Consider the following 20820-nt stretch of genomic DNA (forward strand, 5'->3'; position numbering starts at 1 on the left):
CAGATCGGCTTATGGCGTCAAGCACTTCAGCGCTCTTTGGTTTCATATCCGATCATTTGCCGGGCCTTGATCCGGCGGAAGAGACTTCCCACCTATGGTGCGTCGGTGACCGGGCCCCTCTGGCGAGTGCGCGACGCGCTCGTGATGTCGGAACCGATAGGTTCAATACACGGGTTCGGTCATGCTTGAAGTCCTCCTTATCAGCTGGCTCGGCACGCCTCTTTGGCTGTGGCTTGCCTTCCTTGGCATTGTTGTTTTGCTCCTCGTGCTCGATCTGGGCGTGCTCCACCGCACGAACCGGGAAATCGGCGTGCGCGAGAGCCTGCTCATGAGCGCCTTCTATATCGCGCTCGGGCTCCTGTTCGGTGGCTTCGTCTGGTGGTATCTCGGGCCGGAGCCCGGCTTGAACTACCTGACGGGTTTCGCGGTGGAGAAAGCTCTGGCGATGGACAATGTGTTTGTCATCGCCATGATCTTCGGCTTCTTTGCCGTGCCGCGGCTTTACCAGCATCGGGTGCTCTTCTGGGGCATCCTCGGCGTTATCGTGCTGCGCGCCATCATGATCGGTTTCGGCGCCGCCGTGATCTCACAGTTCTCCTGGGTTCTTTACCTCTTCGCCCTGTTCCTGATCGCAACCGGCGTGAAGATGCTGATCTTCTCGGACACGGACTATGACATCGCGCGAAATCCGGTCCTGCGGTTCATGCGCAGACGGTTCAACGTCACGGACGAGCATCACGATGAACACTTCTTCGTGAGGAAGCCTCATCCGGTCAGCGGCAAGCTCGCCTGGTTCATGACGCCGCTGTTCCTGGCGCTCGTTCTGATCGAAATCGCCGACATCGTGTTCGCGGTCGACTCGGTGCCGGCCATCTTCGCCATCACCACCGATCCCTTTATCGTCTACACGTCGAACATCTTTGCCATTCTGGGCTTGCGGGCGCTTTACTTCGCACTGGCCGCCATGGTGCATCGCTTCCACTACCTGAAATACGCGCTGGCTTTCGTGCTGATCTTCATCGGCGCCAAGATTTTCCTTGCGGACGCCTTTGGCCTTGAGAAAATCCCGGCCGTCATCTCGCTCGGGATTACCTTCGGCATCCTGTCCCTTGGCGTTCTCTGGAGCCTCTGGAAAACCCGGAACGATCCGCCGGCCGTTGGGGGAAGCGCATAGCAAGGAGCGCGAGCCGGGACATGGTCTCACGCGAGTGAGCCCATCAAACGGGCAGCAATCCGTCGCTTTTGACTTCTTCCATCACCGCGTAGGTGCGGGTTTCCTTCACACCTGGGAGGGCCAAGAGGATTTCTCCCAGGAAGTGGCGATAAGCGGCCATGTCGGCAACGCGTGTCTTCACAAGATAGTCGAAGCCCCCGGCCACCATATGACACTCTAGAACTTCGGGGGCCCGGCGAACCGCTGCGGCGAATTTTTCAAAGACATCCGGAGTCGTCTTATCGAGAGAGACCTCGACGAAGACCAGCAGCTCGAGCCCAAGCCGATGCGGGTCGAGCCGCGCTCCGAACCCGGCGATGTAGCCGTCCCGCTGGAGGCGCTTCATACGCTCGCTCGTCGAAGTCGGCGAAAGACCAATCTTTTCCGCAAGCTCGACGGTCGCGATGCGGCCATCATCCTGCAGGTACTTCAAGATCTTTCGATCGATACGATCAATGTCCGTCATTTTCACGCCGAATGCTGCCTATTGCCGCATATTATAAGGCTCAACTTTCTAAATTGCTATCGAACCACGGCGCGGCGCCTCCTATGATCCGCCGTCTTCAGGGAGAACGCCATGACCCAAGCCTCAATCGCCCCTCTGCCTTTCAATCCACCCTACGCGGAGGATGACAAGGCGGTCGCCACCCGTCTCCTGGCGGATGCCCGGCTTGCACCGGAGCGCGAACGGCAGATCGATCGGAGGGCAACGCGCCTGATCGAGGCGATCCGCGCGAAGGGTGGTGGCCTCGGCGGCGTCGAGGAGATGCTGCGGGAATATGCGTTGTCCACGAAGGAGGGCCTCGCCCTGATGGTTCTCGCGGAGGCCCTGCTGCGGGTTCCCGATGCGGCAACGGCCGACCGGCTCATCGAGGACAAGCTTGGTCAGGCGGATTTCGCCGGTCATGAGGCAAAGTCGGACGCCTTTCTCGTTTCGGCTTCTGCCTGGGCGCTCGGAATCACGGCACGCATTATTCAGCCAGGAGAAACGCCGGAGGGCATCCTGCGTCAATTGACGAAACGTCTCGGGCTTCCAGCCGTCCGGACGGCGACCCGGCAGGCCATGCGGGTCATGGGCAGCCACTTCGTTCTTGGACAGACGATTGACGAAGCCTTGAAACGTGCCAGCTCCAGCAAGGGCAGGCTTTATCGCTATTCCTTCGACATGCTCGGCGAAGGCGCTCGCACGGCGGAGGATGCACGGCGGTATTTCGAGTCGTATGCGTCAGCCATCGAGGCGATCGGGCGTTCCGCCGGCAACGAGCCCCTGCCTAACCGGCCCGGCATCTCCGTGAAGCTCTCCGCCCTGCATCCTCGCTATGAGGCGACAAGCCGCGAGCGCGTCATGCGCGAACTCGTCCCTCTCGTGGTTGAGCTCGCCCAGAAAGCGAAATCCTATGAGCTCAACTTCACGGTCGACGCGGAGGAGGCGGACCGGCTCGAACTCTCGCTGGAAGTGATCGAGGCGGTTCTTGCCGATTCTTCCCTTGCGGGATGGAGCGGATTTGGGCTTGCGATCCAGGGATACCAGAAGCGTGCCGGGGCCGTTATCGACGCCATTGCGGCGATGGCCGAACGCCACGACCGGAGACTGATGGTACGCCTCGTCAAAGGCGCGTACTGGGACACGGAGGTGAAACGGGCGCAGGAGCGTGGCCTGGACGACTACCCTGTCTTCACCCGCAAGGCGATGACCGATCTCAATTACATAGCTTGTGCCGAAAAGCTCTTGCAGCTGCGGCCTCGCATCTATCCTCAGTTCGCGACGCATAATGCGTTGACAGTGGCGTCGATCATCGAACGGGCGGGTGGAAGGGACGGTTATGAGTTCCAGCGTCTTCACGGCATGGGAGAAGCGCTCTACGCGCGGCTTCTCGAGGATGAGCCCGGCCTCGCCTGCAGAACCTATGCGCCGGTCGGTGGCCACCGCGACCTTCTCGCCTATCTCGTTCGCCGCCTTCTGGAGAATGGAGCAAACTCCTCCTTCGTGTCCGTCGCGGCCGACGAGAACATTCCGGTTGAGGCGCTGCTGAAGCGCCCGGCGGACATCATCGTTTCGCCCGACAAGGCACGGCATCCGAAGCTTCCTCTGCCTCGTGATCTTTACGGTCCCGGTCGTGCCAATTCGAAAGGTGTCGAATTCGGCCATCGCGCTTCCCTGGACAGGCTCCTCGCGGAAATCGCCAAGGATGCTCGGACGTCCTTTGCGGCGGCGCCGATTATCGACGGACAGGTTGGCGGCGGAGAGAAACGGCCTGTCGTCAGTCCGATCGACGGCAAGACTGTTGTGGGAGAGGTCGCAGAGGCTTCGACCGAAGCCGCCGATAGAGCCATGACGGCTGCCGCCGCAGGCTTTGCATCCTGGAGCCGCACCAGTGCCGATATGCGTGCAAAAGCACTGATGCGCGCGGCCGATCTGCTTGAGGAGAGGCGAGGCGCGCTGTTGCATCTGCTCCAAGTCGAGGCCGGAAAGACCCTCGACGATGCGCTCTCGGAAGTCCGGGAAGCGGTCGATTTCTGCCGCTATTATGCAGTCCAGGGACAGGATCTCTTCGGCACTGGGGAAGGAATGCCGGGCCCCACGGGCGAGAGCAATGTGCTGCGCCTTCGCGGACGTGGCGTCTTCGTGGCGATTTCTCCCTGGAATTTCCCGCTCGCGATTTTCCTCGGCCAGGTAACCGCCGCCTTGATGGCAGGTAATGCCGTGGTGGCGAAACCCGCCGAGCAAACTCCCCTTATTGCCGGCATCGCGGTGCGGATCCTACATGAGGCCGGCACTCCCGTCTCCGCCCTACATCTCGTTCCCGGCGACGGACGCGTCGGGGCCCGGCTCGTGGAGCATCGACAGGTCGCAGGTGTCGTTTTCACCGGCTCGACCGATGTTGCTCGCATTATCAACCGGTCCCTCGCCGCCAAGGATGGCCCTATCGTTCCTCTGATCGCGGAGACAGGTGGCATCAACGCCATGATCGTCGATGCGACGGCTCTTCCGGAGCAGGTCGCGGACGACGTTGTCATGTCGGCCTTCCGCTCGGCTGGTCAGCGATGCTCGGCACTTCGCCTACTGTTCGTGCAGGAGGATGTGGCGAACAAGATGGTGGAAATGATCGCCGGAAGCGCGCGTGAATTGAAGGTCGGCGACCCCCGCGATGTTTCAACTCACATTGGTCCTGTGATCGACCAGGAGGCGAAAGACCGCCTTGATGCTCATGTTGCGGCGATGTCCCGCTCTGCGAAAGTTCGGTATGCGGGCGCAGCGGCCGGCGACGGAACCTACGTGGCTCCCCATATCTTCGAGCTCGACCGGCCTGAGGCCTTGGCCGAGGAGGTCTTCGGTCCAATCCTGCATGTCGTCCGCTATCGTTCGGGGCGTCTGGAGGACACGCTGCGAGCCATCGATGCGACAGGATACGGTTTGACCCTCGGTGTCCACTCGCGGATCGACGCGACCGTGAGCCGTGTCGTGGATCGACTGTCCGTCGGGAACGTCTATGTCAACCGCAACATGATTGGCGCGGTCGTCGGAGTTCAGCCCTTTGGTGGTCATGGGCTATCCGGAACGGGGCCAAAGGCGGGCGGACCGCATTATCTTCTGCGCTTTGCGACCGAGCAGACGGTCACGATCAACACCGCGGCCGCGGGTGGAAACGCCAATCTGATCGCGATGGGTGAATGACGGATGTGACCGGGGAGATGGATCTGAGGCATCTGGTAGCCACAATGACGCCGGAATTGCAGCCCGGCCGCTTTGTGTTTGCCACCGTCTCTGATCCTCACCCTGAGGTGTGGCGCCATGCTCTCATGACGTTCCGGGAGTCGGAAGGATTGACGGCGATCGTTGACGAGACGATCTCGGAGCGGTTGCGATTGACGACCACCTTCCGCTGCCGGTGCATCACGCTTTCCGTTCATTCGTCCTTGGATGCGGTCGGTTTTCTAGCCGTCGTGACGCGTGCTCTGGCGAGAGCGGGAATCGGCGTCAACCCGGTTTCCGCCTGTTTTCACGATCACTTGTTCGTTGCGGACGACAAGGCCGAGGCGGCCTTGTCGGTACTGCAGGGGCTTGCGGATTCAGGCAGCGATGGGGAGTCGCTGGAGTGCCTGTGGCCACCCGTCCCGTAGCGCTTACCTTGCGCTGAAGGGGAATTGGCGCAGTCGATCCCACGGCCCGCCGAGATACTTCCAGAGATTCAAGCCTGTGGCGGTGGCGGTGAAGGGCTGAAAATCGGCGGAGAGGTGTGCGAGCAGGTCTTTGGCAGTGTCCGGATCGACTTTGTTTTGAATGGTGATATGCGGCCGATGCCTTTGCCGATCTTGGGGCTGAAGCCAGGCGGCCCATCGGTGCGCGAGATATCCGCGGAGCCCGTCGAGTTCCGTTGAGGTCAGCTGATAGGCCACACCGCGCCCAAGGGATCGAAGGCCGGTGACGTCGAGGGAAAACGGCGCTTGGTTCTCGACCAGGTCCGCCAGGTCCCGTGAGATGGATCCGGTGTGATCCGCTGGGAGGCGGTGGAACAGCGTAAGATGGGCGGGGATGAAATTCCGATGCGCGGGGAAGTGGCGCTTGCGCTGGCTTTCGAAGAATGCGGAAGAGCGCTCGTCCAAGGCGAGCGTCAGGATCAGGGGCGCGTCCGATTCCACAATCAACAAAAAAACCCGGCCTGGAGCCGGGTTCCTGCGCTTAGTAGTTGAGGGCGGCCTTTGCTTCCCGGAGCTGTGCAACCGCCGCTTCGGCGGTGTGCTTCATCGTCAGGTCGTTGGTTGCGTCATATTGCATTTCGGCCTGGAGGATCTCTTGGTCGAGAATCTCCTGCGTCAACTCTTCGGCAGGCAGGGCGCGCTCGGCCAAAACCGTGAGCCCGGTCTGGCTGACGTCCGCAAAACCGCCGCGGATCAGGATGCGCTTACCGTTGCCGGGAGTGTCCGTCACCACGAGGAAACCTGTCTTGAGGGAGGTCATCATCGGCGCGTGGCCTGCCAGGACGGTCATGTCGCCTTCGGTTGCAGGCAACACAACGGCATCGACGGCGCCGGAAAACAGCACACGCTCGGGAGAGACGAGTTCGAAGGTGAAAGTCGCCATGTCTGCCCCTCGTCATCCGGCCGCAGCACGCGGAATTCCGGGAACGCTCTGGTAGTGAATGGTGGATGTCGCCCGGGCCGCGTGGACCGCAGCCCGGGCGCTGTAACGGTAACTTATGCCGCTTCGGCGGCGAGGCGCTGGGCCTTCTCGATGGCTTCGTCGATCGTGCCGACCATGTAGAACGCCGCCTCGGGGAGGTGGTCGTAGTCGCCGTTCACGAGGCCTTTGAAGCCCTTGATCGTGTCTTCAAGGGACACGAGCTTGCCGGGTGAGCCGGTGAAGACTTCCGCGACGTGGAAGGGCTGCGACAGGAAACGCTCGATCTTGCGGGCGCGGGCCACGGTGAGCTTGTCCTCTTCGGAAAGCTCGTCCATGCCCAGGATCGCGATGATGTCCTGAAGCGACTTGTAGCGCTGGAGAACCTGCTGGACCTGACGCGCCACGCTGTAGTGCTCCTCGCCGACGATGGCGGCCGAGAGCATACGCGAGGTCGAGTCGAGCGGGTCCACGGCCGGATAGATGCCCTTTTCGGCGATCGAACGCGACAGAACGGTCGTGGCGTCGAGGTGGGCGAAGGAGGTCGCGGGGGCCGGATCGGTCAGGTCGTCGGCGGGCACGTAGATGGCCTGCACCGAGGTGATCGAGCCCTTGGTGGTGGTGGTGATGCGCTCCTGGAGAGCACCCATGTCGGTGGCGAGCGTCGGCTGATAGCCCACCGCCGAAGGAATACGGCCGAGAAGCGCCGACACCTCGGAGCCCGCCTGGGTGAAGCGGAAGATGTTGTCCACGAAGAACAGCACGTCCTGGCCCTGGTCGCGGAAGTTCTCGGCGACGGTCAGGCCGGTGAGGGCGACGCGGGCGCGGGCTCCCGGAGGCTCGTTCATCTGGCCGTAGACGAGGGCGCACTTGGAGCCGGCAGCGGATCCGGCTTCGCGGGGATCCACGTTCACCTTCGACTCGATCATCTCGTGATAAAGGTCGTTGCCTTCACGGGTGCGCTCGCCGACGCCCGCGAACACGGAATAGCCGCCGTGTGCCTTCGCGACGTTGTTGATCAGCTCCATGATGAGCACGGTCTTGCCGACGCCTGCGCCGCCGAAGAGGCCGATCTTGCCGCCCTTGGCGTAGGGAGCCAGGAGGTCGACGACCTTGATGCCGGTGACGAGGATCTGCGCTTCCGTGGCCTGTTCGGCGTAGGAAGGCGCGGGCTGGTGGATGGCGCGGGAACCTTCACCAACGATCGGTCCGGCTTCGTCCACGGGCTCGCCGATCACGTTCATGATACGGCCGAGGGTCGCAGCGCCCACCGGCACCGAGATCGGAGCGCCGGTATCGACGACCGGCTGGCCGCGAACGAGGCCTTCGGAGGTGTCCATAGCAATGCAACGGACGGTGCTTTCACCGAGCTGCTGCGCCACCTCGAGGACGAGACGGTTGCCCTGGTTTTCGGTTTCGAGGGCATTCAGAATTTCCGGCAGGTGACCGTCGAACTGCACGTCGACGACGGCGCCGATGACCTGCGTGATCTGGCCGGTCGGCTTGCCGGCGGTGTTGGCGGTATTGGCCATGATTGGCTCCTCTCGGATGTCGTCAGAGCGCCTCGGCGCCCGAAATGATTTCGATCAGTTCCTTGGTGATCATTGCCTGGCGCGACCTGTTGTAGGTCATCGTCTGCTTCTTGATCATCTCGCCCGCGTTGCGGGTTGCGTTGTCCATGGCGCTCATCCGGGCACCTTGCTCGGAAGCGGCATTTTCCAGAAGCGCGCGGAAGATCTGAACGGTCAGATTGCGCGGCAGGAGCGTCGTCAGGATCTCGCCTTCATCGGGCTCGTAATCGTAGACGGCGTCCGTGGAGCTCGCCCCGGCTTCGATCTGGGCCGGGATGATCTGCTGTGCCGTAGGGACCTGAGCGATCACCGAGCGGAACTGCGAGTAGAACAATGTCGCCACGTCAAACTCGCCCTGATCGAACAGGCCGAGCACCTTCTGGGCGATCTGCTCGCCATGCTCGAAGCCGATCTGACGAACGGAACGCAGGTCGATCAGGTCGATGATCTGCTGGGCGAACTGACGACGCAGAATGTCGTAGCCCTTCTTGCCGACGCAGATGATCTTGACCGTCTTCCCTTCCGCCATGAGCCGATTGGCGTGATCACGCGCCAATCGGGCGATGGAGGAGTTGAACGCGCCGCAAAGGCCACGCTCGGCGGTGCAGACGATCAGGAGATGGACGCGATCGGAGCCGGTTCCGGCCAGAAGGCGCGGCGTCTCGGGCCCAACGGTAATGCCGGACGCAAGATTGCCGAGAACCACGGACATGCGCTCCGCGTAGGGGCGTGCGGCCTCCGCCGCGCTCTGCGCACGGCGGAGCTTGGCGGCGGCCACCATCTGCATGGCCTTGGTGATCTTCTGCGTCGCCTTCACGGAGGCGATGCGGTTACGAAGGTCTTTCAAGCTCGGCATCGAGCAGCCCTATCCTCTCCGGAGATCCTGTCGAACTTACGAGAACGACTTGGCGAAGGCCTGGACGACGTCCTTAAGCTTCGCTTCGGTGTCGCTCGACAGGTCCCTGCTGGCGCGGATCGATTCCAGGATGTCAGCATGCTTGCTGCGCAGCGTTCCCAGCAGACCGTCCTCGAAAGCCCGGACGCGGTTCAGCGGCAGGGCGTCGAGATAACCGTTCACGCCGGCGTAGATCACCGCCACCTGTTCTTCCATCTTCAGCGGCGAGAACTGCGGCTGCTTCAGGAGTTCGGTGAGGCGCGAGCCGCGGTTCAGGAGACGCTGGGTCGTGGCATCGAGGTCGGAGCCGAACTGCGCGAAGGCCGCCATTTCGCGGTACTGCGCCAGCTCGCCCTTGATCTTGCCGGCGACCTTCTTCATCGCCTTCGTCTGGGCCGAGGAACCGACGCGCGACACGGACAGACCGACGTTCACGGCAGGGCGGATACCCTGATAGAACAGATCCGTCTCGAGGAAGATCTGACCGTCCGTGATCGAGATCACGTTCGTCGGAATGTAGGCCGACACGTCGTTGGCCTGGGTCTCGATGACCGGCAGAGCCGTCAGCGAACCAGCACCCTGGGAGTCGTTGAGCTTCGCAGCGCGCTCCAGCAGACGGGAGTGGAGATAGAACACGTCGCCCGGATAAGCCTCGCGGCCCGGCGGGCGACGGAGCAGAAGGGACATCTGGCGGTACGCGACGGCCTGCTTGGACAGGTCGTCATAGGTGATCACCGCATGCATGCCGTTGTCACGGAAGAACTCGCCCATGGCGCAGCCGGCGAAAGGCGCCAGGAACTGCATCGGGGCCGGATCGGACGCGGTCGCCGCGACCACGATGGAATATTCCAGCGCGCCGTTCTCTTCCAGAACCTTCACGAACTGGGCGACGGTCGAGCGCTTCTGGCCGATCGCGACGTATACGCAGTACAGCTTCTGCGACTCGTCATTGCCCTGGTTGAGAGGCTTCTGGTTCAGGATCGTATCGAGGGCGATAGCGGTCTTGCCCGTCTGACGGTCGCCGATGATGAGCTCGCGCTGACCGCGACCGACGGGGATAAGGGCGTCGATGGCCTTGAGGCCCGTCGCCATCGGCTCGTGCACCGACTTGCGCGGAATGATGCCGGGAGCCTTCACGTCCACCCGGCGGCGCTCGGTCGCCTGGATCGGCCCCTTGCCGTCGATCGGGTTGCCGAGAGCATCGACAACGCGGCCCAGCAGGCCCTTGCCGACCGGCACGTCCACGATGGCGCCGGTGCGCTTCACGGTCTGGCCCTCGGCGATCTCGCGGTCGGAACCGAAGATCACGACGCCGACGTTGTCGGTTTCGAGATTGAGGGCCATGCCACGCACGCCGCTCTCGAATTCGACCATTTCGCCGGCCTGAACCTTGTCGAGACCATAGCAGCGGGCGATACCGTCACCGACGGACAGGACCTGACCGACTTCGGTAACTTCCGCTTCAGTGCCGAAGTTCTTGATCTGCTCTTTGAGGATCGCGGAGATCTCAGCGGCTCGAATGTCCATCAGCGGACCTCTTTCATCGCTAGACGAATGGAATTGAGTTTGGTGCGCACCGAGGCATCCACCATGCGGGAGCCGATCTTGACGATCAGTCCGCCGATGAGGCTCGGGTCGATTTTGACGTCGAGGGCAACGTCAGCCTTGGCGACGTCGCGCAGCGCCGCCTTGATATCGTTCATTACCTTGTCGGAAGGCGTCTCGGCCAAAGTCACCTGAGCCCGGACGATTCCCTTGGCATCAGCCACAAGGTCCCCATAGGCACGGATCATGTCCGGCAGGGCGAAGAGTCGCCGCTTGGCGGCAACGAGGCGAATAAAGTTTCCCGCAAGGCCGGACATGCCGGCCTTATCGAGAATGGCGCCGATGGCCCCGGCCTGCTCTTCTGCGGTGAAGACGGGGTTACGGATCAGGCGCTGCAAATCCGCGCTCTCTTGGATCAGCTGTCCGAAGCGGCCGAGGTCGCCGGAAACGGCATCCACGGCATTCGCCTCCTGAGCGAGTTCGAACAGCGCCGAGGCGTAGCGCAGTGCCACACCCGACAGGAGGGGTCCTTCATGCGAACCGCTTTGCGCCACGTAATCGTCTCTCTCAAGTCTTACGGGTTTCGAACCGGCCGAGCCTTTGAAGGCTCTCTCGGGAAACCCGTCAGGTCGGTGGAAATGAGCCCGCGGGGAAGTCACTCCGCCCATCAGGCAGCGGTGCACTAGCATGGGTTTTTCGCAGGCGCAAGGCGAGGCTCTGCAACAGCCCGGCATGAACGCGCCCCGGACCCAAGATGGGCCTTCGCCCCTTAGAGCTCAAGGGTCGCCACCTCACAGTTCCGAAGCTGCTGACCGGTGAGGTGATAAAAGAACGTTCCATGACCGACAACGGCAATGAGCTGCTCGGGCCGGGCGGCGAGCCAATCGCGGAACTGCTGAACCCGCGCGGTCAGGGTCGTGGCCGGCTCGACGACGAAACCCCGCTCATCCGGTTCGCCGTCATTATGCCACCAAACCTCGTCCAGGTGATCGAAGGTCAGATGGGGAAAATCCTGCGACAGAAGAGCCGGCATGCGACCAACGTCACAACTGCTCTCAAGAAACTCCCGGTGCAGGCACTCCACCAGAATCGGAGGTGCCGCCGGGTGCTCCCCGAAGAGGCAGAGCGTTGTTTGAATGGCCCGGGTCAAAGGGGATGTCACCACGAGCTCATAGGGATGCTGCCGCAGCTCGAGCGCGCGCTCCGTGGCCTGAGTGAGCCCGAGTTCGGTGAGACGTGCGTCAGGATGCATCGGATCGCATCCGGTCTCGGCAAAGTGGGCATTGAAGGTCGATTGACCGTGGCGGATACAGTGAACGACTTTAGGCATGTTGTCCTTGATTGATCATAAGAAGCTCTGAGGATCGACATCGATGGTGACGCGGGTGTTGCCCCTTACCTTTGGGCAACGGGTCATCCAGGCGCGCAGATACCCCTGAAGATCCACATCCCGTTCGGTCTTTACAAGCAGGCGGAACCGATACCGCCCTCTGATCAGGGCGAGGGGTGCTTCGGCAGGTCCCAGCACCGCGACTCCGGCAGGAGGATCCGCGACCTTGGCCATTTCCCGTGCATGCGCCTCGGCGGCATCTCGCTCGGTTGCAGAGATGATCAGGGACGCCAAGCGCCCGAAGGGGGGCAGCCCCGCCATCTCGCGAACCCTCGTCTCCTCCCGGTAGAATCTCTCCGCATCGCCCGAGACGAGGGCGGCGATCACCGGGTGATCAGGCTGCCAGGTCTGCACAAGGGCCCGGCCGGGCTTCTCGCCACGGCCTGCGCGGCCCGTCACCTGTTGGAGAAGCTGGAACGTGCGCTCGGCGGCCCGGGGGTCGCCGGAGGTCAGGCCGATATCCGCATCGAGCACGCCAACCAATGTCATAAGCGGAAAATTATGGCCCTTGGCGACGAGCTGGGTGCCGATGACGATATCGAACTCACCGGCCGCGATGGCCGCCAGCTCCCGGCGCAGCCGCTCCGTTCCCCCTGGAAAATCGCTGGACAGCACAATGCCCCGCTTGTCGGGAAACAGCTCCGCCACCTCTTCGGCGATCCGCTCCACACCGGGCCCGCAAGAGACCAGCGAATCGATGCTTCCGCAGGAAATGCAAGCCTGGGGGGTCCGCTCCACATGGCCGCAATGGTGGCATACGAGGGAGCGCCTGAACCGGTGCTCCACAAGCCAGGCAGAGCAATTGGGACACTCATAACGATGGGCGCAGGCGCGGCAGAGCGTCAGCGGGGCATATCCCCGGCGATTGAGGAAAAGCAGGACCTGCTCACCCCGCCCGAGGTTTTCCTCCATGGCCGCCATAAGGGTCGGCGAGAGCCACCGCCCCCGGGGAATCTGCTCCCGCCGGAGGTCGACGGCCCGGATCTGAGGCATCTGCCGCCCGCCGAAACGCTCCGGCAGATGGACGTGGCGATAGCGTCCGCGCTCCACGTTCACGCGGCTTTCGATGGACGGCGTCGCCGAAGCGAGGACAACCGGAGCGTTTTCGATCCGCCCTCTCACGACGGCCATGTCGCGAGCGTGATAATGGACGCCGTCGTCCTGCTTGTAGGCGGTTTCATGCTCCTCATCGATCACGATGAGGCCAAGCTGGGCATAGGGAAGGAAAAGGGCGGAGCGTGCCCCGGCGACCACTTTCACTTCGCCGGACGCAATGCCGGCATAAAGGCGCTCGCGCTTACGCCCGGAAACTCCCGAGTGCCAAGTGGCGGGTTTGACGCCGAAGCGGGCGGCGAAACGATCCAGGAACTGAGCCGTGAGGGCGATTTCCGGCATCAGGATCAGCGCTTGCCTTCCCTGTCGGACCGCTTCGGCGACGGCCTCGAAATAAACCTCTGTCTTGCCCGAGCCGGTCACGCCCTCAAGAAGGGTCACAGGCGCCGGATTCTCGGATAGAGAGGCGACGAGAGCCTCGGCAGCTTCCCGCTGAGCCGTGGAGAGCCGGGCCTCGATAAAACTTGGGTTGGGGACATCGGCAACGGGCTCGGCCAGCAGGGCCACTGCCTCCAGAATTCCCTCATCGATGAGGCCGTCGACGACTCCGACGCTGACCCCCGCTTCCTGAGCCAGATCACGCTTGAGGCGGACAAGCCCATCTTTTGCCACATCGATGAGGCGCTGACGCGCAGGCGTCAGCCGCTTGGGCAGGCCTCCCGCGAAACGGACGCCGATCCTCACGACCTCCGTTCGTTCCCCGTCGACAAGCTTGAGCCCCATGGCAAGCGCCGAGCCTTTGGGAGCAAGGGTGTACCAGGCGATCCAGTCGAGAAACTTGCGCATCTTCAGCGACAGGGCCGGAGCATCGATCACCCCTGTGACCGGCTTGAAATTGGCCCCTGACCCGTCACGCAAGCTCCAGACGACTCCGGCGACCTCACGGGTCGCGAGCGGAACCTGCACGACGTCCCCCTCCTTCAGGGAGAGCCCCTCGGGAACCGCGTAGCTATAGGCGGTATCCAGGGCAAGCGGGATGAGGACGTCGGCGATATGGCTCGTCATTCGGATCGGATTAACCTGTCCTTGCTAATTTGTCTGCCCTTGCACAAAGCATGACCATGTCAAGCAGCGATTCCAAGACGGCCCTCGACCTCGTTCTTCCAGGCGCGGCGGATACGCGCCGGGAAGCGATGCAGTGGCTTGCCGCCCTGGCGAAGGAAAGACGGCTCTCGGCGAAGACCGTCGAGGCCTATGCTCGCGATCTGAGGCAGTTTCTGACCTTCCTGACCGCTCACCTGGGCGAGCCCCCGACCGTCAAAGCGATTCTCGGTTTGAAGCCTCTGGACATCCGGTCGTTTCTGGCGGCGCGGCGGATGGCGACGGTTCAAAGCCGTTCCCTCATGCGCCAGCTGGCGGCCCTGCGCTCCTTCGCCCGCTATCTCGAACGGGAGGGGCACGGCACGGCCTCGGCTTTTGCGGCGATTCGCACCCCAAGGGTCGACAAGAATCTGCCTCGCCCTCTTTCTGCCGCTTCCGCCGTTGCCGTGACCGACACCGAATCCCGGGCCGGAGAGAATCGAAAACCCTGGATTTTGGCCCGGGATGCGGCCGTGCTGTCCCTGCTCTACGGGGCTGGTCTTCGCATCTCGGAAGCGCTCGGCCTCCAGCGGCGCGATGCCCCGATCCTTGGAATTGACGCCATCACGGTGACCGGCAAGGGCGGAAAGATGCGGAGCGTACCCATCATCCCGCCCATTCAGAAGGCGGTTGCGGAATATCTGCACCTTTGCCCCTACGCGATACCGCCGGAGGGTCCTCTCTTCGTTGGCGCGCGGGGAGGTCCCCTGTCTCCCCGGATCATCCAGATGGCCGTCGAGGAGCTTCGCGGCGCCTTAGGGCTTCCGGCGAGCGCGACACCGCATGCCCTCCGTCACTCATTCGCCACCCACCTCCTCGCGAAGGGGGGAGATCTGCGCGGGATCCAGGAGCTCCTGGGTCATGCGTCGCTGTCCACCACGCAACTTTACACCAAGGTCGACGCGACGCGCCTGCTCGATGCCTTTGACTCGGCCCATCCGCGGGCCAGAGTCAGGAACGGCTCCGAAAAAGTGTAACCCCCTCGACGAAGCGCCTGAGACAAGCAGCCTCAGGAACCTTGGCTTCAAGCGGAGAGTTGGTGTTCGGTCCAGCTGACCGGCTCGTCCCTGTCTTCGTCAGGCCAACATCGCGTAAGACAAAGCACCTGTCATCCTCAGACCCGTTTGGAAGGCGGCTTTCCTTCTTCTTGCCGGGAGACGCCATATGGCAAAAGATGATGCAACCGTCTCTTATGATGGACCCGCCGGCGGGTGGGGATCGGTCCGAGGAATCGCCAGCATCTTCGGGAAAGAATGGGCAACGCCCGCTGCTCTCGAAACGCTCGCGCAGCAGAACAAGCCCGGCGGCTTCGCCTGCGTCTCCTGCGCCTGGACCAAGCCGGCCCACTACCATCCGTTCGAATTCTGCGAGAACGGTGCGAAAGCGACCCTGTGGGAGCTGACCTCCCGGCGCTGCACGCCCGACTTCTTTGCCCGGCACACCGTCAAGGAACTGCGAACCTGGCGCGACCATGACCTCGAACAGCAGGGACGGCTCACGCATCCCATGCGCTACGATCCTGCTTTGGATCGCTATGTACCCTGCACATGGGAGGAAGCCTTCGCGGCGATCGGAGCAGAGCTCAAGGCCATCGATCCAAAGACAGCCGTCTTCTATGCATCGGGCCGCGCCAGTCTCGAAACGTCCTATTGCTATGCACTGTTCGCCCGTCTTTACGGACACAATAATCTGCCCGACAGCTCCAATATGTGCCACGAGACCACCTCGGTGGCCTTGAAATCGGTCATCGGAGCGCCAGTGGGCACGGTTGTGCTTGAAGATTTTTCCAAGTGCGACGCCATTTTCTTCTTCGGACAGAACACCGGCTCGAACAGTCCCCGCTTTCTGCACGACCTGCAGGATGCCGTGCGTCGGGGCTGCAGAATCGTGACGTTCAATCCCATTCGGGAAAAGGGGCTTCTGGCGTTCGTGAACCCGCAGAATCCGTCGGAGATGTTGACCGGCCGGGAAACGCAGATCTCCTGCCAGTATCATCAGGTTAAGGCGGGAGGCGACATCGCCGTGATGATGGGCCTGTGCAAGTATATTCTTGCACAGGACGACGAAGCACGGGCCCGCGGAGGCCATGTGCTCGACCGCGACTTCATTGAACAGCATACCGCCGGTTTTGAAGCTTTCGAGGCGCAGGTCCGTGCGTTGTCGTGGCAGGAGATCGAGCTGGCGTCAGGATTGCCGCGATCATCCATCGAGGAGGCCGGGCAGGTCTATGTCCAGGCGAAGAGCGTGATCGGCATCTACGGCATGGGTTTGACCCAGCACGTGCACGGCTTCGAGAACGTCGCGACTTACGTCAACCTGTTGCTCCTCAAGGGAAACATAGGACGCGAAGGCGCCGGAATTTCGCCGATCCGTGGCCATTCGAACGTTCAGGGACAGCGCACCGTAGGAATCTCCGAGAAGCCCGAACTCGTGCCCCTGGATAAGCTCGCTGAGCTTTTCGGCTTCGATCCTCCCCGCGACAAAGGAATGAACACCGTGGAGGCCTGCGAGGGTATCCTTGCAGGCCAAGTTCGGGCTTTCATCGGGCTCGGGGGCAATTTCCTCCGCGCCATTCCGGAACAGGCCCTTATGGAGGCGGCCTGGACGAAGATGCGTCTGACGGTGCAGATCGCCACGAAGCTCAACCGTTCCCACCTTTTCAACGGCGAGGTTGCGTACCTGCTCCCCTGCCTTGGCCGCAGCGAACAGGACGTCCAAACCGGCGGACCACAAGTCGTCACGATCGAGGATACCTTCAGCCGTATTCACGGTTCCGTCGGGAGGCGCCAGCCGGCAAGCGGAGAGCTGCGCTCCGAAATGGCGATCGTCGCCGGCATGGCCAAGGCCACGCTGGATCCTCGCCCGACGGTCGACTGGGACGCGTGGGTCGGAAATTATGGTCTGGTCAGGGACCTCATCGAGCAGACCTACCCGGACATGTTTACGGATTTCAACCAGCGCCTGTTCACCCCGGGCGGCTTTTACCGCGGGAACAGCGCCCGCGAACGCATCTGGAAGACCAAAAGCGGCAAGGCGGAATTCACGACACCGAAAACCTTGTCCGCGCACGGTTTCAAGGATGCCTCCGGACGTTATCGCCTGATCACCCTGCGCAGCAACGATCAGTTCAACACCACGATCTACGGCTACAGCGACAGGCTGCGCGGGATCGAAGGCACCCGGGACGTCGTCCTGATGAATCCTGACGAAATCCGACGGGCAGGTCTGGAACCCGGGCAGGTCGTTGCCCTGACAAGCGACGCGGACGACGGAGTGGAGCGCGAAGTCCGCGGCCTTGTCGTGACCCCCTTCGATTTACCCGATGGATGCATCGGAGCTTACTATCCCGAAGCCAACCCGTTGATCGCTCTTTCCCATCACGACGAGATGTCGAAGACGCCCGCAGCAAAAGCAGTGCCGGTTCGGATCCGTGCGTGAGGCGACAGAGCCGGCGATGGCGGCTCTGTGCAGCGGGCCGAAATCCTAAGTCATCCCTGGCGGGAACAGGAGCTTTCGGGCGGCGGCGCCGATCTCGCCCGCGAACCAATGAGGGCGGCAGACGGAGACGTATCGGCCTTCGCCTCCGATCTCCACGACTTCGCCCACCCGAACGGGTTCTCCGTTGCGGTCATACTTCAGGATCATCGTTGCTTTGCGGCCGCAATGGCAGAGTTGCTTGATCTCCTGGAAGTCGTCGGCCAATGCCATCAGCACAGCAATCGCTTCGCTGAACAGCGTGCCATAGACATTGTTCTTCAGCCCGTAGGCCATGACGGGAATCTTGAGGCTGTCGACGATCCAGGCAAGTTGCCGAACCTGATCGGCTTCCATGAACTGCACTTCGTCGATCAGGACGGCGGTGACGGGCCGCTCGGCGTTCTCCGCCGCCACGATCTTGCCGATGTCGTCCATTTTTCGCAAAGGCACCGCATCAGCCTCGAGGCCGATGCGTGACTTCACCTTTCCGATTCCGAACCTGTCGTCGATCAGGCTCGTGAACAGCAGGATGTGCCCGCCGTTCTCGATATAGTTGTGCCGGACCTGCAGGAGATGCGTGGTCTTCCCGGCGTTCATCACCGAGTAGAGAAAGTGCAGCTTCGCCATCGGCGCTTACATGTGAATAGCGCGTTTTTCGACAGCGAGGGCAGCTTCCTTGACAGCTTCCGCGAGGGTCGGGTGAGCGTGGCACGAGCGGGCGATGTCTTCCGACGATGCACCGAACTCCATGGCGATGACGGCCTCGTGGATCAGGTTACCGGCTTCCGCGCCGATAATGTGCACACCTAGGACTTTGTCGGTGGTTGCGTCGGCAAGGATTTTCACGAAACCGTCGGTGGTGCGGTTGACCTTAGCGCGTCCATTCGCCGTGAAGGGAAACTTGCCCACATTGTACGCGACACCGGCGGCCTTCAGCTCCTCTTCGGTCTTTCCAACGGAAGCGACCTCGGGCGACGTGTAAACGACGCTTGGGATCACGTCATAGTTCACATGCCCTGCTTTTCCGGCAAGGATTTCAGCAACAGCCACACCTTCATCCTCTGCCTTGTGGGCAAGCATGGGGCCAGCGATCACGTCGCCGATGGCGTAAATGCCGGTGACGTTTGTCGAGAAATGCGCATCCGTCAGAATGCGTCCACGGTTGTCCTTCTGGACGCCGAGCTCATCGAGCCCGAGGCCCTGCGTATAAGGGATACGCCCGACCGCGACGAGAACGACATCCGCCTCAAGACTCTCGGAACTGCCGCCGGCAGCGGGCTCGAACATGAGAGTCACGCCACTTTTGGTCTTTTCAGCTTTCGTGACCTTGGCGCCGAGCTTGAACTGGAACCCTTGCTTCGAGAGGATTCGCTGGAAGTTCTTCGCAACCTCGCCGTCCATGCCGGGCAGGATCCGGTCGAGATATTCCACCACGGTCACTTCCGAGCCCAGGCGACGCCAAACGGAGCCGAGTTCAAGACCGATGACTCCAGCGCCGATCACGACAAGGCGCTTGGGCACGGTATCCAGATCGAGGGCGCCGGTCGAGGATACGATCGTTTTTTCGTCGATTTCGATGCCGGGAAGGCGTGTGACGTCCGAACCCGTGGCGATGACGATGTTCTTCGTTTCGAGAATCTGATTCGAGCCGTCTTCGCCCGTCACTTCCACCTGGCCGGCGGCCGCGATCCGCGCTGTTCCCAGGAACGCATCGATCTTGTTCTTCTTGAGAAGAAACTCGACCCCCTTCGTGTTGCCGTCGACGCCCTCCTGCTTGAAAACCTGCATTTGCTTGAGGTCGAGGGTGGGAGGCGTGACGCCGATGCCGAGATGCGCGAAGTGCTCGCGAGTGTCCTCGAACATATGGGAGGCGTGCAGAAGAGCCTTGGACGGGATGCAGCCGACGTTGAGGCAGGTGCCGCCATGCGTTTTGCGCTTTTCGACGACTGCTGTCTTAAGGCCAAGCTGAGCCGCCCGAATAGCGCACACATAGCCCCCGGGGCCGGTTCCGATGACGACGAGATCGTAGGACATGATATTCGCCCCTTGGACGCGAAAGCCAGGAACGCTTTAAAGGATTGGCGCTCCGGCGAAGAATTTAAGGAAGCCCGGCTCTTGAGCCGGGCTGAAGGCTGGGAAATTCTCAGAGATCCAGAACGAGACGCGCCGGATCTTCCAGGGCCTCTTTCACGCGCACCAGGAAGGTCACGGCTTCCTTGCCGTCGACGATCCGGTGATCATAGGAAAGAGCGAGATACATCATCGGGCGGGCCACGATCTGTCCGTTGCGCACCACCGGCCGCTCTTCGATGCGGTGCATTCCGAGAATGCCGGATTGCGGGGCGTTGAGAATCGGGGTCGACATGAGCGAGCCATAAATGCCGCCGTTGGTGATCGTGAACGTGCCGCCCTGCATCTCGTCGATGGACAGCTTGCCGTCGCGGGCGCGCTTGCCGAAATCGGTGATCTTCTTCTCGATGCCGGCAACCGAGAGCAGATCGGCGTCGCGCACGACCGGAACCACAAGGCCCTTATCGGTGCCGACTGCGATACCGATGTGGTAGTAGTTCTTGTAGACGAGATCCTGACCGTCGATTTCCGCATTGACGGCCGGAACGTCCTTGAGCGCCTGAATAACGGCCTTCGTAAAGAAGCCCATGAAGCCCAGCTTCGTGCCGTGCTTCTTCTCGAAAACGTCCTTGTACTGGCTGCGCAGCTGCATCACGGCGCTCATATCCACGTCATTGAACGTGGTCAGCATGGCGGCGGTGTTCTGGGCGTCCTTGAGGCGGCGCGCGATCGTCTGGCGCAGCTTGGTCATGCGCACGCGCTCTTCACGGGTGGCATCATCCGGAGCGGATGGCGCACGCACCTGAACAGGAGCAGGCGCGGGGGCTGCGGCTCCGGCACCGCCTGTGGCGATGGCAGCCAACATGTCACCCTTGGTGACGCGGCCATCTTTTCCGGAACCGGCGACCTGCGAGGGATTGATTCCGCTCTCTGCCGCAATGCGGCCAACCGCGGGCCCCGATTCCTTGGCCGCTACGGACGCGGCCGGAGTCGCGGGTGCCGCCGCCGGCGCCGGGGCGGCCTTGGGGGCTTCGGCCTTCGGGGCGTCGGACTTGGCTGCGGGAGCGGTCGCAGCCGCTCCTCCTTCGACGATGGAGCCGAGCACGGCGCCCGGAGAGACCGTTTCGCCGTCTTTGGCGATGATGTCGCCGAGGGTGCCGCTTGCGGGCGCGTTAACCTCGAGCGTCACCTTGTCCGTCTCGAGTTCGAGAACGGGCTCGTCGGCCTTGACCGGATCGCCGGGCTTCTTGAACCAGCGGCCGATGGTGGCCTCTGAGACGGATTCACCGAGAGTGGGTACGCGGATTTCGGTTGCCATGTTCGTCTTGTCGCTTCAGGGCCAACGCC

The 20820-nt window shown here is 62.3% G+C and carries 17 protein-coding genes; 5 read left to right on the forward strand and 12 right to left on the reverse strand.

Annotated elements, in window-relative coordinates:
• Nucleotides 1-181: 181 nt before the first annotated feature.
• Nucleotides 182-1174 (forward strand): TerC family protein, encoded by a 993-nt coding sequence (locus LJD17_RS00245; RefSeq protein WP_227381759.1) that lies wholly within the window; start codon nt 182-184, stop codon nt 1172-1174.
• Nucleotides 1175-1217: 43 nt separating this feature from the next.
• Here LJD17_RS00245 and LJD17_RS00250 read toward each other — a convergent pair whose 3' ends face one another.
• On the reverse strand, nt 1218-1679 hold the full coding sequence (locus LJD17_RS00250) for an Lrp/AsnC ligand binding domain-containing protein (RefSeq protein WP_227381761.1): 462 nt from the start codon (nt 1677-1679) through the stop codon (nt 1218-1220).
• Nucleotides 1680-1790: 111 nt separating this feature from the next.
• Between LJD17_RS00250 and putA the strand changes: the two genes are divergently transcribed.
• Both putA and LJD17_RS00260 read left to right on the forward strand, forming a co-directional pair.
• Nucleotides 1791-4889 carry a bifunctional proline dehydrogenase/L-glutamate gamma-semialdehyde dehydrogenase PutA gene (gene putA, locus LJD17_RS00255; RefSeq protein WP_227381763.1) on the forward strand — a complete coding sequence of 1033 codons (3099 nt, stop codon included), beginning with the start codon at nt 1791-1793 and terminating at the stop codon, nt 4887-4889.
• Nucleotides 4886-5335 (forward strand): ACT domain-containing protein, encoded by a 450-nt coding sequence (locus LJD17_RS00260; protein ID WP_264478217.1) that lies wholly within the window; start codon nt 4886-4888, stop codon nt 5333-5335. Before putA ends, LJD17_RS00260 begins: the two co-directional genes overlap by 4 nt.
• A 3-nt stretch (nt 5336-5338) precedes the next feature.
• On the opposite strand, the gene LJD17_RS00265 is transcribed toward LJD17_RS00260, so the two are convergent.
• From LJD17_RS00265 to LJD17_RS00300, 8 genes are all read right to left on the reverse strand, one after another.
• Nucleotides 5339-5854, reverse strand: coding sequence for a 2'-5' RNA ligase family protein (locus tag LJD17_RS00265; RefSeq protein ID WP_319799672.1), 516 nt, complete (start codon nt 5852-5854; stop codon nt 5339-5341).
• Nucleotides 5855-5894: 40 nt separating this feature from the next.
• The gene (locus tag LJD17_RS00270; protein ID WP_227381765.1) at nt 5895-6296 is read right to left on the reverse strand and encodes a F0F1 ATP synthase subunit epsilon; all 402 of its coding nucleotides are present in this window, start codon (nt 6294-6296) and stop codon (nt 5895-5897) included.
• Between the two features lie 113 nt (nt 6297-6409).
• Nucleotides 6410-7864 carry a F0F1 ATP synthase subunit beta gene (gene atpD / locus LJD17_RS00275; protein WP_227381767.1) on the reverse strand — a complete coding sequence of 485 codons (1455 nt, stop codon included), beginning with the start codon at nt 7862-7864 and terminating at the stop codon, nt 6410-6412.
• A 22-nt stretch (nt 7865-7886) separates the two neighbouring features.
• On the reverse strand, nt 7887-8759 hold the full coding sequence (locus LJD17_RS00280; protein WP_227381769.1) for a F0F1 ATP synthase subunit gamma: 873 nt from the start codon (nt 8757-8759) through the stop codon (nt 7887-7889).
• A 36-nt stretch (nt 8760-8795) separates the two neighbouring features.
• Nucleotides 8796-10325: a F0F1 ATP synthase subunit alpha gene (gene atpA / locus LJD17_RS00285; RefSeq protein WP_227381771.1), complete on the reverse strand. Its 1530-nt coding sequence runs from the start codon at nt 10323-10325 to the stop codon at nt 8796-8798.
• Nucleotides 10325-10897: a F0F1 ATP synthase subunit delta gene (locus LJD17_RS00290; protein ID WP_227381773.1), complete on the reverse strand. Its 573-nt coding sequence runs from the start codon at nt 10895-10897 to the stop codon at nt 10325-10327. Before LJD17_RS00290 ends, atpA begins: the two co-directional genes overlap by 1 nt.
• 215 nt (nt 10898-11112) lie before the next feature.
• Nucleotides 11113-11673 carry a histidine phosphatase family protein gene (locus tag LJD17_RS00295; protein WP_227381775.1) on the reverse strand — a complete coding sequence of 187 codons (561 nt, stop codon included), beginning with the start codon at nt 11671-11673 and terminating at the stop codon, nt 11113-11115.
• Nucleotides 11674-11688: 15 nt separating this feature from the next.
• Nucleotides 11689-13851, reverse strand: a complete 2163-nt coding sequence (locus LJD17_RS00300; RefSeq protein WP_227381777.1) for a primosomal protein N' — start codon at nt 13849-13851, stop codon at nt 11689-11691.
• 56 nt (nt 13852-13907) lie between these two features.
• Here LJD17_RS00300 and LJD17_RS00305 point away from each other — a divergent pair, with 56 nt between their 5' ends.
• Both LJD17_RS00305 and LJD17_RS00310 read left to right on the forward strand, forming a co-directional pair.
• Nucleotides 13908-14903 (forward strand): tyrosine recombinase XerC, encoded by a 996-nt coding sequence (locus LJD17_RS00305; protein ID WP_227381779.1) that lies wholly within the window; start codon nt 13908-13910, stop codon nt 14901-14903.
• A gap of 187 nt (nt 14904-15090) precedes the next feature.
• On the forward strand, nt 15091-17364 hold the full coding sequence (locus LJD17_RS00310; protein ID WP_227381780.1) for an FdhF/YdeP family oxidoreductase: 2274 nt from the start codon (nt 15091-15093) through the stop codon (nt 17362-17364).
• Between the two features lie 45 nt (nt 17365-17409).
• Here LJD17_RS00310 and LJD17_RS00315 read toward each other — a convergent pair whose 3' ends face one another.
• The 3 genes from LJD17_RS00315 to odhB all read right to left on the reverse strand — a co-directional run bounded on the left by LJD17_RS00315 (nt 17410) and on the right by odhB (nt 20791).
• A complete protein-coding gene (locus LJD17_RS00315; protein ID WP_227381781.1) occupies nt 17410-18030 on the reverse strand; it encodes a thymidine kinase in 621 nt (206 codons plus the stop codon).
• 6 nt (nt 18031-18036) lie between these two features.
• Nucleotides 18037-19437 (reverse strand): dihydrolipoyl dehydrogenase, encoded by a 1401-nt coding sequence (gene lpdA / locus LJD17_RS00320; protein WP_227381782.1) that lies wholly within the window; start codon nt 19435-19437, stop codon nt 18037-18039.
• A gap of 109 nt (nt 19438-19546) precedes the next feature.
• Entirely contained in the window at nt 19547-20791 is a 1245-nt protein-coding gene (gene odhB, locus LJD17_RS00325) for a 2-oxoglutarate dehydrogenase complex dihydrolipoyllysine-residue succinyltransferase (protein WP_227381783.1), read from the reverse strand.
• Nucleotides 20792-20820: the final 29 nt, after the last annotated feature.

The sequence above is a fragment of the Microvirga rosea genome, assembly GCF_020595095.1.
Lineage (GTDB): Bacteria > Pseudomonadota > Alphaproteobacteria > Rhizobiales > Beijerinckiaceae > Microvirga > Microvirga rosea.